The following is a 16550-nucleotide window of genomic DNA, read 5'->3' on the forward strand; positions in this document are numbered from 1 at the left end:
GAGCTGCCAGCGCTCTAGCAGCTTGGTTTTGGAGACCAAACAGACCGCGATGCCATTCCAGACAAGCGCTGGCAGCTATCAATTCAGTAGTGAACGACAACCAACGCGGGTGTGGAATGACACAGCTTCGCTCTGCCTGGTGTTTCTCCGTGAAAGCAAAAAACGCCTGAGCTAGCGTGCTAACTCAGGCGTTGCGTGCATGCAGCCGGCTTACTTGCGCAGGCCCAGCTTGGCGATCAGCGCGGTGTAGCGGTCAGCGTCCTTGGCCTTCAGGTAGTCCAGCAGCTTGCGGCGGCGGCTCACCATGCGCAGCAGACCGCGGCGGCCGTGATGGTCCTTGGCGTGTTGCTTGAAGTGGGGCGTCAGCTCGTTGATGCGGGCCGTCAGCAGGGCCACTTGCACTTCCGGGCTACCGGTGTCGTTTTGCGAGCGGGCGTTGGCTTTGACGACTTCGGCCTTGATGGAGGCAGCGATCATGATGTTTTCCTTGGGTATTGGATGGCCTGGGAGCCGCAGAGCGCGGCAGGCCATGGTTTTTACTTGCGCCCCGCGCTGGAACGGCGTGGAGCGTGCGTCTTGCACCATGCAAAACCTGGCAATTATAACCCGCGCCGTTTTTTGACTCCCCGGGGCAGGGCCCGGGCGCGGCGCGCAATCCCATGGCGCAGGTGCGGGCACCGCGGGAAAGGATGCGCCAGCACAAAAAGATTCATACGATGTGAATATTCAAACCCACCGCACGGCCATGTCCCAGACCACCCCTGCCGCGCCCCGTGCGCAACCGCCCCAGGATACTGCACTGGCGCAGGCGCTGCAGCGCCCCTACCAGCATGGCTTTGTCACCGACATCGAGACCGACAGCCTGCCGCCCGGGCTGGATGAAGACACCATCCGCGCCATTTCGCGCAAGAAGCACGAGCCCGACTTCCTGCTGCAGTGGCGCCTGGCGGCCTTTGCGCGCTGGCGCGGCATGGCGCCGCCGCATTGGGCGCACTTGCGCATCGCCCCCATCGACCTGCAAGCGCTGTCGTACTACGCCGCACCCAAGTCGATGCAAAACGCGCCCAAGAGCCTGGACGACGTCGATCCCAAGCTGCTGGAGACCTACGAAAAGCTCAACGTGCCGCTGCACGAGCGCGCGCGCCTGGCCGGCGTGGCGGTGGATGCGGTGTTCGACTCGGTATCGGTGGGCACCACCTTCCGCGAACAGCTGGCCGAGGTGGGCGTGATCTTCTGCTCGTTCGCGCACGCCGTGCAGCACCACCCCGAACTGGTCGAGCGCTACCTCGGGAGCGTGGTGCCGGTGGGCGACAACTACTACGCGGCGCTGAACTCGGCCGTGTTTTCCGACGGCTCCTTCGTCTACGTGCCGCGCGGGGTGAAGTGCCCCATGGAGCTGTCGTCGTACTTCCGCATCAACACCCGCAACACCGGGCAGTTCGAGCGCACGCTGATCATCGCCGAGGAAGGCAGCTCGGTGAGCTACCTGGAGGGCTGCACCGCGCCGCAGCGTGACGAGAACCAGCTGCACGCCGCCGTGGTCGAGCTCATCGCGCACGACGACGCCTTCATCAAGTACTCCACCGTGCAGAACTGGTACCCCGGCGACGAAAACGGCGTAGGCGGCATCTACAACTTCGTCACCAAGCGTGGCCTGGCCGCCGGCAAGCGCTCGCGCATTGCCTGGACGCAGATCGAGACCGGCTCGGCCATCACCTGGAAGTACCCCAGCGTGGTGCTGCGCGGCGACGGATCCAGCGGCGAATTCCACTCCATCGCCGTGTCCAACCACTGCCAGCAGGCGGACACCGGCACCAAGATGATCCACCTGGGCCAGAACACCACCAGCCGCATCGTCTCCAAGGGCATCAGCGCGGGCCACGCGCACAACAGCTACCGCGGCCTGGTACGCGTGAATGCCGGCGCGGCGGGCGCGCGCAACCACACGCAATGCGACTCGCTGCTCATCGGCCCGGACTGCGGCGCGCACACCTTCCCCTACATCGACACCGCGCGCGGCGACGCCGTGGTGGAGCACGAGGCCACGACCACGCGCATCTCGGAGGAACGCTTGTTCTATTGCCAGCAGCGGGGCATCGATCCGCAGGACGCCACGGCGCTCATCGTCGGCGGCTTCTGCCAGGCGGTGCTGGAGGAGCTGCCCATGGAGTTCGCGCTGGAAGCCAAGGCGCTGCTCGCGGTGTCGCTCGAAGGCGCGGTGGGCTGACAGCGCCGCGATTTCAAGAAAACCGGCTCCAAGCCTTAGCTAACAAGCGCTAGCAGCTATCAAATTTGAAAGAAGGACCACCCATGACCACCCCTTCCCCCCTGCTGCAGGTGCGCGATCTGCACGTCGCCGTGGGCGAGCGCAGCGTGCTGTGCGGCGTCTCGTGCGACGTACCACCCGGCAGCCTTGCCGTGCTGATGGGTGCCAACGGCAGCGGCAAGAGCACGCTGGGCATGGCGCTGGCCGGGCACCCGCGCTACCGCGTCACTGGCGGACAGGCGCTGCTCGCGGACCAGGACCTGCTGGCGCTGCCCGCCCACGAACGTGCCCGCGCCGGGCTGTTCGTCTCCTTCCAGGCCCCGCCGGACGTGCCGGGCGTGAAGAACAACCTGTTCATCCGCACCGCACTCAACGCCGTGCACGAAGCGCGCGGCCAGCCGCCGCTCGATGCCTTCGACTTCCTCGCCAGCGCCAAGCAGGCTGCCGGCACCCTGGGCCTGCCTGAGACGCTGCTTGCCCGCCCGGTGAACGAAGGCTTTTCTGGCGGCGAGCGCAAGCGCAACGAGCTGCTGCAGCTGGCACTGCTGCAGCCACGCCTGGCGCTGCTCGACGAAATCGACTCCGGCCTGGACGTGGACGGCGTGCGCGCCGTGGTCGGCCTAGTACAGCGCCTGCGCGCGCAGGGCACGGCGTTCATCGTGGTCTCGCACTACCTCACGCTGATCGAGCAGCTGCAGCCCGACACCGTGCTGCGCCTGGACCAGGGCCGCATCGCCGAAACCGGGGGCCTGGAACTGGCGCGCACCATTGCCCGCGACGGCTTTGCCCGCCCGGCCACGGTGGCGGAGGCCCAGCCATGACCGCCGCCGTGGACGCCCTTGCGGCAGAGCGCCTGGCGGCACGCGCGCAGCTGCAGCGCCAGGGCTGGATCACGCGGCACAGCGAAGCCTTCCAGCACCTGCCGCCGCCCGCCCTGGAACATTGGCTGGGCAGCGCCGATGCACCGTCCGCCCCCTCCTCCAGCGGCTGGACGCTGCAGCCACTGGACGGCGACGCCGCCGCCCGCGTGCAGGCGCGCTGGCTCGACGCGCACGACCCAGCGCAGCGCGCCGAACTCCTGGCCGGGCTGCCTGCGCCCGGCGCCGACAGCGGTGATGCAGCCCCGTTCGCCTGGGCCCACCGCGCGCTGTGCCGCCACGGGCTGCGCCTGCACGTGGGCACGCCAGCGGGCCCCTCGGCGGATGCCGTGCAGCGCACCGTCCGCCTCGCGCTGCACCACCAGCCGCAAGACGCCGCCGAAGCGCCGCTGCTGGTGCTGGACGTGGCGCCCGGCACGCACTGCCTGCTGCTGGAAACGCATGAGCGCACCGCCCCCGATGCGCCCGCCACCGCGCAGAACCTGCACATCCACATCCACCTGGGCGCAGGCGCGCACCTGCAGCACCTGCGCGTGGCAGCGCCGCTGGCGCACGACCGGGTGGCGCACCACGTGCACGCCACGCTGGCGCCCCAGGCCCGCTACGCCCAGGCACTCGCCGCCACGGGCTGCGCCTACCACCTGCAGCGCAGCCACTTCGCACTGCAGGGTACGGGCGCCCACGCACGGCAGGCCGCACTGCTGCTAGCCGGGGCGCAGCAAATCGACCACCAGGCGCACACCGACCTGCGGGCGGCGCGGGCCACGAGCCAGGTCGAATCCCTGGCACTGGCACAGGGCAACGCGCGCGCCGTGAGCAACGCTTACACCCGCATCGCCCCGGGTGCCGACGGCGCCGACGTGCGCCAGCGCCTGACCGGCATTCCCCTGGCCGGCCACCCGCGCCTGGTGCTGCGCCCGCACCTGGAGATCCTGCACGACAACGTGCAAGCCGCCCACGGCGCCACCTGGGGCGCGCTCCCCGAGGCGGCGCTGTTCTACGCCGCCCAGCGTGGCCTGGACGACGCCCGTGCCCGCGCCCTCATCACCGAAGGCATGGCGCGCGCCCTGCTGGAGCGTGCGCTGGGCGACAGCCCGCTGCTGGCCGAGTGGCTGGAGGGCGGCTGGCTGGCCCGGCAGCTGGAGCGCCAGGCCCAGGCGCCCCTGGGAGACACCACATGAAAGCTCTATTTTTGATAGCTGCTAGCGCTTGCCCAGCAAGGGCCGGAGGTCAATTTTGCTTAAAACTCCAACAGGAGACGCAGCATGGCCGATAACCCCATCGCTCCCCTGCCCGTCGAGGCCCTGCGCGCGCAGTTCCCGGTGCTGGCCCAGTCCATCCACGGCCAGCCCCTGGCCTACCTGGACAACGCCGCCACAACACAAACGCCGCTGGCCGTGCAGCAGGCGCAGCTCGACTTTGAGCGCCAAGACCGCGCCAACATCCACCGTGGCGTGCACACGCTGAGCCAGCGCGCCACCGACGCCTTCGAGCAGGCCCGCGCCACGCTCAAGCAGTTCATCGGCGCGCAGGCCGAGCACGAACTCGTCTTCACCTCGGGCACCACCGAGGCGCTCAACCTCGTGGCCCAGGGCCTGTGGGCCGCCGGGCCAGGCCAGGCCTGGCTGCGCCCGGGCGACCGCATCATCGTCAGCGGCCTGGAGCACCACGCCAACCTGCTGCCCTGGCAGCAGGCCGCGCGCCAGAGCGGCGCCGAGCTGGCCATCCTCAAGCCCGACGGCGCGGGCCGCCTGCACGCCTGCGACCTGGCGGCCCTGCTCACGCCGCGCACGCGCGTGTTCGCACTCACCACCTGCGCCAACGCCAGCGGCGAGCGCCCGCCTTACGAGGCGCTGCTGGCCCAGGCCGCGCAAGCGGGCGCACTCACCGTGCTGGACGCGGCGCAGGCTGTGGCGCACGACACACCGGTGCTGGCAAGGCTTGACTGCGACTTTCTGGCCTTCTCGGGCCACAAGATGTACGGCCCCATGGGCACCGGCGTGCTGGCAGGGCGGCGCAGCGCGCTGGCACGCCTGCACCCGCTGCGCCTGGGTGGCGACATGGTGGAGTCGGTGCAATGGCACACGGCGCGCTTTGCCGGCCTGCCCGCGCGCCTGGAAGGCGGCACCCCCAACGTGGCAGGTGCCGTAGGACTGGCAGCGGCGGCCCGGTTCATCGACGCCACCGGGCGCGCCGCCATCGACGCGCATGTCCGCGCGCTGCGCGCGCTGGCATTGCAGGGCCTGCAAGGCATTCCCGGCATCACCGTGCTGGCGCCGCACGCCACGCAAGCGGGGCTGGTGTCGTTCGTGGCCCGGGGCGTGCACCCGCACGACATTGGCACCCTGCTGGACGAGCGCGGCATCGCCGTGCGCACCGGGCACCACTGCGCCCAGCCGCTGCTGGAACACCTGGGCCTGGGGCCGACCACGCGCGCCTCGTTCGCGCTCTACAACACGGAAGACGAGGTGCGGCGGCTGGTGCAGGCCGTCGCCCGCGCCATGGAGGTACTGCAATGAGCCAGGCGGAACAGGACCTGTACCAGGAAGTGGTGCTGGAACACAAGCGCGCGCCGCGCAACTACGGCCACCTGGCGCACCCCACGCACCAGGCCGAGGGCACCAACCCGTCGTGCGGCGACCGCATCGCCGTGGAACTGGCGCTGGAGCACGGCACGGTGCGCGACATCGCCTTCACCGGCCAAGGCTGCGCGATTTGCATGGCGTCCACTTCAATGATGACCGAGGCCGTGAAAGGCCGCGAGGTGGCCGCCGCCCAGGCGCTGCAGCAGCACTTTCGCGCCGTGCTCACGGGCGAGGAAGCACCCGAGGCCGCGCCGCTGGGCAAGCTCGTGAGCCTGGCGGGCGTGCGCCAGTACCCCAGCCGCATCAAGTGCGCGCTGCTGGGCTGGCATGCGCTGATGCACGCCATCGCGGCCCCGCAAGGTGCCGCGCCGGCGACCACGCCCCCGGAGGTGCAGCCATGACGCACCGCCGCCCGCGCGAGGATGTGCTGATGCGCCGCGGCGTGGCGGTGGAGGCCATTCCCAGTGGCGCACCCCTTACGCTCCAGGCGGGCCAGTTGGCGCAGATCACCCAGGCCCTCGGCGGCTCGTTCACCCTGGCGGTGGAAGGCCAGTTGGTACGCCTGAAGGGCCAGGATGCCGATGCCATCGGCAAGCAGCCGCCCGCCGCCCTGGACATTCCGGCGGACCTGCACATCGACGCGCTGGAGCCGCTGGTGTGGGAACAGCTGCGCACCTGCTACGACCCGGAGATCCCGGTCAACATCGTTGACCTGGGCTTGGTGTACCGCGTGGCCTTCGAGCCCATGGACGACGGCAGCGCGGACAAGGTGCGCGCCTTGATCGACATGACGCTTACCGCCCCCGGCTGCGGCATGGGCGAATCCATCGCCAACGAGGTGTGCGACAAGGTGCTGGCGCTGCCGCGCGTGGGCGAAATCACCGTAAATCTGGTCTTCACGCCGCCCTGGGACCGCTCCAAGATGTCTGAGGCCGCGCTGCTGGCGCTGGGGCTGTAGCCACCCGGTCCAGGACGTGAAAAAGCCCCGACGTGCCACGGCACGCCGGGGCCCAAACTTTCAGCCGCCGCAGGAGCCGCAGCACGTGCCGGCGGCATGCGCCTTGTTACCCGCCGCGGCCTGCTTGCCAATTTCCACGCGCCACAGGTCTGGCCCGGCTTGCAGGTAGCTCCACTTGACCTGGCCGGGGGTGCGGCCCTCCAGCTGCATGTGCAGGGGCACCGGATTGTGGTCGTTGACGATGACGAAGGCCTCGCCCACGTTCAAGGCGTCGAAGCGCGCGAAGATCTGCGCGTGACGCTCGTAGGGGGCGATGGTGCGCACGTCGATTTCAGCCAGGGTAGCGTTCATGGAAACAACCTTTCAACAGAGGGAAACAACCAGGAGTAAGGGAAAAAAACTCAACCGTCCTTGCCGTCGAGCCGCGTGCGCGTCAGCCAGGGGGTGTAAATAAAGAGATAGAGGGCAAAAGCCAGCGCCCACAGGCAGGCAGCCGCTTCCAGCGCATAGGCGTACCAGCCAGGCTGCAGCGCCGGCACCAGCACGCGCAACACGGCCGCTGCGAGCACCAAGGCATACGCCGCCACCTCGCCCCGCCCCGCCTGCAGCGGTCTTCCGGTATGGCCGCGCGCCGTGCGCGTCACCATGCCGATGATCAGCCCGCCGATGACGCCAACGCCGAAGGCATGCACCGCCAGGGACAGCTGCACCCAGCCCCCCTGCGCCAGCGCCAGCAGCGCGAAGCCCAGCGGCAACCAGGCATAGGAGGCATGCAGCACCCACAGGATGGGGCGGCGCAGCGTCACCTGCGGGTGCCACATCCACAGGCGCACGGCATGCAGCACCGCAGCTGCGGCGCTTGCCACGGCCACCAGCGCCGCCGGGGCAGCGAACACCCACAGCGCCAAGGCAACCGCCGTCACGCCCAACACAGACAGTTCGAGCGAACGCGGCATCTGGATGACCAGACCCGGCGTGACGTTCTTGGTGAACATGGGCACCACGCGCCCGGCCATCACGCACACCACCATCACGATCAGGCCCAGCTCGGCATACAGCGCCGACACCGGCGGCACAGACACCCACTGCAACACCGAGAGATGGAACACCCCATTCGCCAGGGCCATCAGCAGCAGCAGCGAAATCAAGGGCATGTTGCGCTTGTTGCCGGCCTGCACGAGCACCCGCAGCAAAGCCATCGCAACGGCGGGAAGCAGCAGCACATCAATCACCGCAAACACCGGATAGGGCGCAACGAACAGCGCCACCCGCGCCGCCAGCCAGAGCAGCGCAAGACCGGCAAGCAGTGGCCCCCGGGGCGTAGGCAGGCCGGTCCAGGCCTTGACCGCAGTCAACAGAAAGCCGGCCACCACGCCAGCGGCAAAGCCAAACAGCATCTCATGCCCATGCCACAGCACGCCCGGCATAGGCAAGGCGAAACGTACATGGCCGAGGAACATGGCGACCCAGAGCGGCACCGACAGACATGCCAGCAACGCCGTGCCCAGGTAAAAGGGCCGAAAACCCAGGCGGAACACAGGCCAGCCCTGCAGCGCGAAAGGCGACGGCGTTTTGTCAAGGATTTGCATGAAGCGGCCCGGGAAAGGTGAATAACCAGATGGCAAGCTGCAGGCTCAGACCTGCATATTTAATGTTCATTTTATATGAATGTTAAAAAACGCGATAGCTACGGGATTGCGCTGCCCCTGCAACGGCCGTGCGCGTGGCAGCATGGCGCACCACCACCCAACCTCGTTGCTGCCATGCCCACCTTGACCTACCGATACGCACTGTGCCTACTTCTGGTTTGCAGCTTGGCCACGCCGCACGCGGCGCTCGCCAAGAAGAAGCACCGCGGCGGCGGTAGCACGCAAACGCAGCGCAGCAGTTCGGAGGAAACCAAGGCCGAACGCGAGCGCCGACTCACCCGGGAGTGCAAGGGCATGCCAAATGCGGGCGCTTGCCTAGGGTATGTCCACCGCTGATCGGGTCAGCCAAACCACTCATCCGGCACGAGGGGCACGGAGCGGCACGCCGCCTAGCATGAAGGCATGTGTTCTTCTCGCCTCCATCCCCGTGAACGTTCAAGTGGTTTCACTACCATCGAATTGATGGTGACTATTGCCATCATCGCCATCCTGGCAGCCATCGCCGCACCCAGTTTCACACCGCTGATCGAACGCTGGCGTGTGCGGCAGGCAACGGAAGCGCTGCAATCGACCATTTACCTTGCCCGCTCCGAGGCCCTTAAACGCAGCGGCGGCATCACCATCGTCCCTGACACAAGTGCATGGGAGGGTTGGAAAGTCAAAGACAGCTCCGGCAACACTTTGCAAGTGGTGCCACCCACAGCAAAAGTCACCATTTCTCTAGACAAGGGAGCGGGCTCGATCACCGTCGATCGCTGGGGCATGCTGTTGTTTGGCACCACCACCACAGCCACCACCTTGGATTTCACCATCGCCCCAGACAGCGGCAACACCGCCAACACCCAGCACCTGTGCGTAGGAGCAGGCGGGCGCGTCGCGCAGAAATCCACCTGCTGAACGTCACCAAAAGGTCATTGCCATGCGCACTCTCACAGTGATCCACGCCAGCCCCAGTCTGCTAACCGCAGGCGGATTCACCACTGTGGAACTGCTGGTATCGATCGCGGTGCTGGGCGTGCTCACTGCCATTGCGGTGCCCAATCTCATACCGCTGGTGGAGAGCTGGCGTGTGATGCAAACCACCAATCACCTTCACGACACTCTGAGCTTCGCTCGCTCCGAGGCCATCAAACGTGGTGGACAGGTCGTTATTCAAAAGATCAGTGCGTCCAACTGCCCCACTGGTACGCGCGACTGGGACTGCGGTTGGATCGTCTGCCACGACGCCAACGGCAATGGCTCCTGCAACACGACGGATCCCGTATTGCAGCGAATCGATGCACCGGCGAAAGTGCAAGTCACACGTACCGGCGGGGGCGCCAGCATCAAGTTCAACCGCTGGGGTTTGGTTGACGGCACCTGGCTCGGTTTCAGTCTCATTCCCCTCGACAAAAGCACCAACCATCCCGGAGCGCGTGGCCTTTGCATGAGCTCGGGTGGTCGCATCCGCATTCTTCCTCCCCAGGACATTCCATGCACCGGCTAACCCCTATGCACACCCCAAACCCACAGCACCAGCGCGGTATCACGCTGATCGAATCGCTCATCGCAATCGTCATTGCGGGCCTAGGTATCCTGGGTATCGTCGGTGTACAAATGCGCACCTTGTCCGATACGCAAACTACCGTGCGGCGTGCACAGGCCATACGCCTGATTGAAGATTTGAGCGAACGCATGAAGGTCAACCCGAATGCACAGGCCGTCCTGAGCAGTTATGTCTCCGACTTCAGCGACGAACCCACACCAGGCAACTGTGCTAGCTCTACTACAGGCTGCACGCAAGCCCAGCAAGCCGCCTATGACTTGGCTGTTTGGAAGAAAAACGTCAAAACCCTTCCCCTGGGCCAGGCCAAGATATTCGTCCCCCCGGCGGAAAGCGCGGTGGACGCCACGGGCCGCCGCCAGATCGGCGTGATGATTGCTTGGCGCGAAAACGAGCGCGACAGCGGCGCAAGCTACAAAAACGATATCGACGCCACCAAAGTACGCAACACGAGCGGTGCCCTCCAAGATGGCGCCGGCAGCGCCAACGCCTGCCCTGCGGACCGCACCTGCCACCTGCAATACATCGCCGTTTCTGCCCGCTGCGCGCCCTACAAGCCGGGCACCGGTGCAGCCCAGTATTTCTGCCCAGGGGCTTGAAATGACTATAAAAGCCACAGCTTCTCCCGCCCGCACCTCCAGGGCGCATCGCACTGAAAAGCCAAATAGCCGAGAAATCGGTGTGCATCCACCGCAAGCGCAACGCGGATTCTCGCTACTGGAGCTCATGATAGGGCTCACCATCGGGCTGATCGTTATTGGCGTGGCCATGGGGGCGCTCCTCATCTCACGCGGCGTATCCGGCACCGTGAGCGACGCCAGCGGCATCCAGCAGCAGGCAAGCTATGCCATGCGCGTCATCGGTACGCAGCTGCGCCAGGCAGGCTCACTGCGCCTCAACCTGAGCCCCAACACCTCAGCCTCTGCCGCTGCAGCCGCTGCGTCCGGTGTGGGCGGCGATGCATACCTGACAGAGGTGGCCTTTGAAACCCTCGCCCCATCAACTGGCGGTACTGCATTCGACCCCGCATCCGACACCATTACCGGTACGAACACCTCTCTGACCACAGGGTACCGTCGGTACAAAGAGCCCCTCTATAGCGCGTCCGCCGAAGAATCGCTGGTGCGCAACTGCCTGGGGGGCCCTGCCGAAACCAACAAGGATCAGAAAGTGGAGAGTGTTTTCACCTTCAACGCCAGCACCAACGAACTGCGCTGTAGCGGCAACGGTATGGCAGCGCAGCCGATTCTTCAGAACGTAGCCAACTTCCAGGTGCGTTACCTGGTGCAAAACAACACAACCATAACCTCCACCGGCAGCCTAATGCGAAACGTGGCTGCGGCCGATGTCAGCAACTGGAGCCAAGTGCAGGCTGTTGAAGTCTGCCTGGTGCTCTACGGCAATGAACCCATCAATATGACGGGCCTCGACGCGAGCGCCACCACTTACACAGACTGCGACGGAACCACCTCAGTGAACATGGCCACTCTCACTGGCGAACGTGCGCGGCGCATGCACCTTCTGTTCCGCAACGTCTTCCAGCTGCGCAGCCAGGGGCTCACTTGACAGATCACGCCATGACCCAAGCTCACACCTCCCCCTCCCGGACAGCACACCACCAGCACGGTGTCGCGTTGTTTGTCGTCATAGTGGTCGTACTGCTCTCCTCCCTGCTGGTCATGTGGGGCGCGCGCACCTCGCTATTTAACGAACTCGTCGTAGGCAACGACGCAGACTACCAGCGTGCCTTCGCAGCCGCTCAATCCCTGATACAGGATGCCGAACTCGATATCCGTAGTGCCGAGCCCGACACGAACAATAAAACCGCCGACGGCGTGGATTGCAGCCCAGGCGTAGATATCTGCCGCATGGGGCTCAGCGATTACCAAATCCCAGCCTCGCGAGAAAACGAGAAGGTCGGCATTCTGCTGGCCAAACTTGCCACCAGCCACTCCAACACCGAAGGCTGTCAGAAAGGCCTGTGCATCAAACGCACGGGCAAACAGGATTTCTGGAACGACACCGCCACCCTGGCCAAAATGGCCAACAGTGCCGTGGGCGCGCGCTACGGCCAATTCACCGGCGCTGCCAAAGGTAGCTCCAGCGCACCCGCCAACCCCATCTTGGCGGACACCAGTGCCGCAAACAAGGGAGGCTGGTACTGGATTGAGATCATGCCGTACATCAAGCCCGCCACGGGAGGTAACGGTCTCATCGTCAACGCTAGCGCCACCAGCAGTAACGAGCCAGAGCTGCTGCGTCCCAATTTAGACCCCAACGTTGCCTACCGCATCACCGCTTTGGCCTATGGGCTCAAGGGTTCAATGGTAGTACTGCAAGAAACCTACGCCCAGCAAAGGCGCAAGGATTGAACGCCCTCTTAGGCAAAAACAATAGCTGCTAACGCAAGCCCAGTGGCACTTGGAGCCCTTTTTTATGCAAAACCGACCACAGGAGCACACCATGCCCCGCCCCACACCTGTACGCCGCCTCCCTCGCTTTCGCAAACACCTGCTGGCCTTGGCCGCTGGCGCCGCGCTGGCGCCAAACGGCGTCTGGGCGGTGGATCTGTTGCAAGCGCCGCCGGGCACGGTACAGCCCTATGTAACACCGAACGTCATCATTTCCGTCGACGATTCGGGGAGTATGGATTACTGCCTAACCAAGGAGGGCACCAGCAGCTGTCCCATCGCCTGGGATGCCAATGGCAATCCAACGCAGTCTGCCTCCGTCAGTAATACCCTGGTTCCCGACGCGAACGGCAATTGGCCAGGCAATGCCCGGCGCATCAACGTTTTGAAATATTCGCTCAAGCAGGTCTTCAATGACACGGCCTTACTGCCGGATAAGAAGATCCGCATTGCTTGGCAAGCAATGTGGAATAACGGGGGATCGCCAGGCATTGGCCCCCAAAAAACCAGCGGGTCTACAACAAGCAAAGCAGGAGCGAACAGCGTATACAACGGCACAGATACGCCCACCGCAGGCACGAACTCGATGAAAGTGCTTGACAACACCCATCGCACGAACTTCATCAGTTTTGTTGACAAGCTGGATGCTAACAGCGGTACGCCATCCCACTGGATGTTCAGCCAGGCCGATGCCTACATGCGCAGTAACGTGAACTCCAATGGCCCCTGGTCTGGCAACCCGGGGGGCAGCGATACCGCCAGCACGACTTACCTGGGTTGCCGCCGTAACTATCACATCATGATGACTGACGGGCGCTGGAATACCCTGTCTACAGATATCGGAGACACCACTCGCCGCGATAACGCCACAAACATTGCTCTGCCCAACGGCACTATTTATGGTGGTACCACGGCCGCCGAAAGAAGCAAGACCGCGCTCTATCGCGACGGTCACAGCAAAACCCTGGCGGACTGGGCTTTCTACAGTTGGGCCACGCCACTGCGTACCAGCGGGCTCACAGGCAACCCGCAGCCTACGGCGGACTACGATAAGGCCACTCAGACGGAAAACTTCGGCAAAGACTCTGCTGGCAACGATGCAATCCTGGAGCGCTTCTGGAACCCGCGCTACAACCCCGCGACCTGGCCGCACATGGTCACCTACGCCATCGGTTTCAGCAACATGGCCGTTACGTGGCCGGGCGCACCAACCATACAGGCGCCCACCAGCAAAGTGCCCTTTGGCTACGACGGTAGCTTTCCCGACCTAGTCACCGGGACAAAAAAGTGGCCTGATATGGGTACGGGCGAAAGCGTTAGATCTCTCGACCTGTGGCACGCAGCATTGAATGGACGGGGCCGCTTCTACGCGGTGGAAAAAGGGGAAGACCTGGAAAAGGCTTTTCGCGAGATCTTCGGGCAAATCAACACCCAGACTGACCCCGACATGACCTCCACGGCTACCAGTGGATCCAACACTTCGCGCAACGACGTGGGCAAATACACCGGAAACTACGAGCCCAAGAACGCCTGGAAAGGCTACGTGACAGCAGAAACGGTGAAAAAGGACGGTACAACCGAAGCCACCGCAGGCTGGGGCGGCCAGAACACGGCGCAAAAAATTGATGCCATGAACCCAGGCGACCGCCGGATTTTTACCTGGAACGACAAATGGGCCACCAGCAAATATACAGGCGGCACCCCCTTCAAATGGACGACCACTGAAAACAACCTGAGCACCTCTCAAAAGCTTTGGTTGCAAAAAAATCTCGATGGCACCGACGAGGGTGCCACCGCAGGCCAGAACAGGCTCGATTACATCCGTGGCGACCGCAGCAAGGAGGGATCCGACTCCTCAGGCTACCCCACGTCCAAGCCCTACCGCCAACGCCAGTCTGCCCAAGGCGACATCATCAATTCGGTGGTCTGGTACGTTGGCGCGCCCGCCAGTAACTACGCGCTCAAGGGCTACAGCACCTTCACCAGCGACAACAAGACACGCACGCCCATGATTTATGTGGGAGGCAATGACGGCATGCTGCACGGTTTCTCTGCGGCAGACGGCAGCGAAAAAATTGCCTACGTGCCGCAGGGCGTTATCCCCAGCCTCACGCGCCTGACCAACCCTACATACAACCAAAAGCACCGATTCTTCGTGGACGGGTCACCCATGACGGGCGATGTTGATATGGGCGCTGGTGTGCAAGACCCCGACGCGCCCAACTACGACCCCACCTACTCACCTACCTGGCGCACCCTGCTGGTCGGTACGCTGGGCGCCGGTGGCAAAGGCTATTTCGTGCTGGACGTCACTGACCCCAACGCCTTCCTAGAGGCCAATGCCTCCACCTTGGTCAAGCTCGACCGTACGCGTAGCACAGAAGCAGGTACAACGCCTAACTGTGCGCTAACCACCATGAGCAGTGCTGAAAAAGCAGCGTGCAATAAGGCAACGACCGAGGACAAGGACATTGGCAACATCACGGCCCGCCCGGTGCTGGATGACACCAACCCCATGCGCACCACACAGATCACGCGGATGAACAACAACCGCTGGGCTGTAGTGATGGGTAATGGCTACAACAGCGCCAACCAGCGGCCTGTGCTGCTCGTCCAGTATCTGGACAATGACCCGGGCGGCGATGCGACGAAAAACATGCAACTCTTGCGCCTGCCCGCCACCACCGAATTTCCGGGCCAGGGCAAGGCCGCCGACAACGGACTGGCTGCCCCACGCCTGGTGGACATTAACGGCGATGGCCGCCCGGACGTGGCTTATGCGGGTGACAACCTTGGCAACATGTGGAAATTCGATCTGACCAGCGTCGATGACACCCAGTGGGGGGTTGCGCCTTTTGGTGCCTCCATCACACCCCCTATTGCGCCAGATACGGCTCCCAGCACAACGTCTGGCGGAGGTGTCGCTGGCACCCCCCTGTTCACCGCCAAGGGATCGGGATCGCTGGGCAGTGCTCGCACAATCATTCAACCCATTACGGTAGCGCCCACAGCGCGGCCCAATGATCGCAAGAAAACAGTAGGCACCGGCCCCACCGCCAAGACAGTGGACGTTGGCGGCATGATGGTGGTGTTCGGCACGGGTCGCAACGTCACCAAGGCCGATGAAAGCGATCGCAACGTGCAAACGCTGTACTCGGTACTGGACAACACACGGTACAAGACGGTCAGCACCACCCTTGGCAGCCGCCTGCAGGTTCACCCTGGCGGAGGAACCTGCACCCCCGTGCCCGCAGCAGACTGTGCCCCCGTGCCCGCAGCGCTGGGCGAAGGCGTGGCCACGGCCAAACTGGTGCAACGCACCATCACCGATCTTTCTGGCGGAGATTTTGGCCAAGTGGAAGACGCTACCACCCTGGACTGGGCTGTTAACAACGGCTGGTACATGGACTTCCCAGCTGTTGGCGAACGCCTGCTCAAGCCGATCGATCTCTACGATGGCAGCAACATTCTGGCCGTGTATTCGCAAGTGCCAGCGAAAGGCTCGGATGTAGACCCGAACGTCGAGAGCTGCGAATCCAGCACAGTGGATGAAGAGCGCCAGTACCGCACCTTCATCAACATGATGGATGGCAAGAGCCCCTCCGTGCAATTGGTAGACGTCAACGGCGATGGCGCCTTTGATGCGGCAGATGGCGGTGGTTCCGGCAAGCGCCCGTCACGCCGGAAAGTCACCAAGGGCTCCCACAATCTCATCAACAGCGGCAACAAAGTCGAAGACATTGACGTGAAAAACAACCGCGAAAAGCTCGCCCGCATGCCCGAGCAATCGCTGCGCTCAATCTGGCGCCAACTGAAATAAGGAGAACACGCCCATGCGCCTACGCACAAGCCTTTCACAACACGGCTTTACCTTGATCGAACTCATGATCGTGGTGGCCGTCATTGCCATCCTGGCCGCGATTGCCTTGCCGAGCTACAACGAGCATGTACGCAAAGCCCACCGTGCGGACGCGCGTGCGGGATTGCTTCAAGCACAGCAGTGGTTGGAGCGCGCATCCACTGCAACAGGGGTGTACCCCACAACGCTGCCCTCAATGCTCACGTGGTCTGGGGATAGCTCCAAGCGTTACGAGATTGCCTTCGCTGCGGGTAACACCCCCGCGGACTACAGGCTGGAAGCGACGCTCAAATCGAGTTATACCGACCCAAAGTGCGGCAAGTTGACTTTAAGACATACCGGGGAACGCGGCTCCAATGGCACGGATTCGGTCGCTGATTGCTGGAAGTAACGGGCCCATA

At 64.2% G+C, this 16550-nt stretch carries 17 protein-coding genes; 14 read left to right on the forward strand and 3 right to left on the reverse strand.

All coding sequences use genetic code 11. The annotated features are described in order from the left end of the window. Nucleotides 1-210: 210 nt before the first annotated feature. Entirely contained in the window at nt 211-477 is a 267-nt protein-coding gene (rpsO, locus tag BN2503_RS01190; protein WP_074930083.1) for a 30S ribosomal protein S15, read from the reverse strand. Nucleotides 478-745: 268 nt separating this feature from the next. On the opposite strand from rpsO, the gene sufB reads away from it, so the two are divergent. The 6 genes from sufB to sufT all read left to right on the forward strand — a co-directional run bounded on the left by sufB (nt 746) and on the right by sufT (nt 6687). Beyond that, a complete protein-coding gene (sufB, locus tag BN2503_RS01195; RefSeq protein ID WP_054254818.1) occupies nt 746-2227 on the forward strand; it encodes a Fe-S cluster assembly protein SufB in 1482 nt (493 codons plus the stop codon). Nucleotides 2228-2310: 83 nt separating this feature from the next. Beyond that, the gene (gene sufC / locus BN2503_RS01200) at nt 2311-3087 is read left to right on the forward strand and encodes a Fe-S cluster assembly ATPase SufC (protein ID WP_054254819.1); all 777 of its coding nucleotides are present in this window, start codon (nt 2311-2313) and stop codon (nt 3085-3087) included. Nucleotides 3088-3095: 8 nt separating this feature from the next. Beyond that, a complete protein-coding gene (locus tag BN2503_RS01205; protein WP_054254897.1) occupies nt 3096-4325 on the forward strand; it encodes a SufD family Fe-S cluster assembly protein in 1230 nt (409 codons plus the stop codon). A gap of 84 nt (nt 4326-4409) precedes the next feature. Next, nucleotides 4410-5663 carry an aminotransferase class V-fold PLP-dependent enzyme gene (locus BN2503_RS01210; RefSeq protein ID WP_054254820.1) on the forward strand — a complete coding sequence of 418 codons (1254 nt, stop codon included), beginning with the start codon at nt 4410-4412 and terminating at the stop codon, nt 5661-5663. Next, a complete protein-coding gene (gene sufU, locus BN2503_RS01215; protein ID WP_054254821.1) occupies nt 5660-6130 on the forward strand; it encodes a Fe-S cluster assembly sulfur transfer protein SufU in 471 nt (156 codons plus the stop codon). Before BN2503_RS01210 ends, sufU begins: the two co-directional genes overlap by 4 nt. After that, nucleotides 6127-6687, forward strand: a complete 561-nt coding sequence (sufT, locus tag BN2503_RS01220) for a putative Fe-S cluster assembly protein SufT (RefSeq protein ID WP_054254822.1) — start codon at nt 6127-6129, stop codon at nt 6685-6687. The genes sufU and sufT overlap by 4 nt, the downstream gene beginning before the upstream one ends. Nucleotides 6688-6747: 60 nt before the next feature. Here the strand turns inward: sufT and BN2503_RS01225 are convergent, their stop codons facing one another. Both BN2503_RS01225 and BN2503_RS01230 read right to left on the reverse strand, forming a co-directional pair. Further along, entirely contained in the window at nt 6748-7038 is a 291-nt protein-coding gene (locus BN2503_RS01225) for a DUF2249 domain-containing protein (RefSeq protein ID WP_054254823.1), read from the reverse strand. Nucleotides 7039-7088: 50 nt separating this feature from the next. Beyond that, on the reverse strand, nt 7089-8276 hold the full coding sequence (locus BN2503_RS01230) for an NnrS family protein (protein ID WP_054254824.1): 1188 nt from the start codon (nt 8274-8276) through the stop codon (nt 7089-7091). Nucleotides 8277-8450: 174 nt separating this feature from the next. On the opposite strand from BN2503_RS01230, the gene BN2503_RS19215 reads away from it, so the two are divergent. The 8 genes from BN2503_RS19215 to BN2503_RS01265 all read left to right on the forward strand — a co-directional run bounded on the left by BN2503_RS19215 (nt 8451) and on the right by BN2503_RS01265 (nt 16540). Then, nucleotides 8451-8672 carry a hypothetical protein gene (locus BN2503_RS19215; RefSeq protein WP_074930073.1) on the forward strand — a complete coding sequence of 74 codons (222 nt, stop codon included), beginning with the start codon at nt 8451-8453 and terminating at the stop codon, nt 8670-8672. A 66-nt stretch (nt 8673-8738) separates the two neighbouring features. Continuing rightward, entirely contained in the window at nt 8739-9233 is a 495-nt protein-coding gene (locus tag BN2503_RS01235; protein WP_054254825.1) for a GspH/FimT family pseudopilin, read from the forward strand. A 22-nt stretch (nt 9234-9255) separates the two neighbouring features. Next, nucleotides 9256-9822 carry a GspH/FimT family pseudopilin gene (locus BN2503_RS01240; RefSeq protein ID WP_175537916.1) on the forward strand — a complete coding sequence of 189 codons (567 nt, stop codon included), beginning with the start codon at nt 9256-9258 and terminating at the stop codon, nt 9820-9822. A 5-nt stretch (nt 9823-9827) separates the two neighbouring features. Further along, nucleotides 9828-10478 carry a type IV pilus modification protein PilV gene (pilV, locus tag BN2503_RS01245; RefSeq protein ID WP_233494976.1) on the forward strand — a complete coding sequence of 217 codons (651 nt, stop codon included), beginning with the start codon at nt 9828-9830 and terminating at the stop codon, nt 10476-10478. 1 nt (nt 10479) lies between these two features. Continuing rightward, nucleotides 10480-11445, forward strand: a complete 966-nt coding sequence (locus BN2503_RS01250) for a PilW family protein (RefSeq protein WP_082366458.1) — start codon at nt 10480-10482, stop codon at nt 11443-11445. A gap of 11 nt (nt 11446-11456) precedes the next feature. Next, nucleotides 11457-12251: a pilus assembly PilX family protein gene (locus tag BN2503_RS01255; RefSeq protein ID WP_054254827.1), complete on the forward strand. Its 795-nt coding sequence runs from the start codon at nt 11457-11459 to the stop codon at nt 12249-12251. 91 nt (nt 12252-12342) lie between these two features. Beyond that, nucleotides 12343-16110: a pilus assembly protein gene (locus BN2503_RS01260; protein ID WP_054254828.1), complete on the forward strand. Its 3768-nt coding sequence runs from the start codon at nt 12343-12345 to the stop codon at nt 16108-16110. A gap of 13 nt (nt 16111-16123) precedes the next feature. Continuing rightward, nucleotides 16124-16540 carry a type IV pilin protein gene (locus BN2503_RS01265; protein ID WP_054254829.1) on the forward strand — a complete coding sequence of 139 codons (417 nt, stop codon included), beginning with the start codon at nt 16124-16126 and terminating at the stop codon, nt 16538-16540. The last annotated feature ends 10 nt before the right edge of the window (nt 16541-16550 follow it).

The organism is Paenacidovorax caeni (assembly GCF_001298675.1).
GTDB lineage: Bacteria > Pseudomonadota > Gammaproteobacteria > Burkholderiales > Burkholderiaceae_C > Paenacidovorax > Paenacidovorax caeni.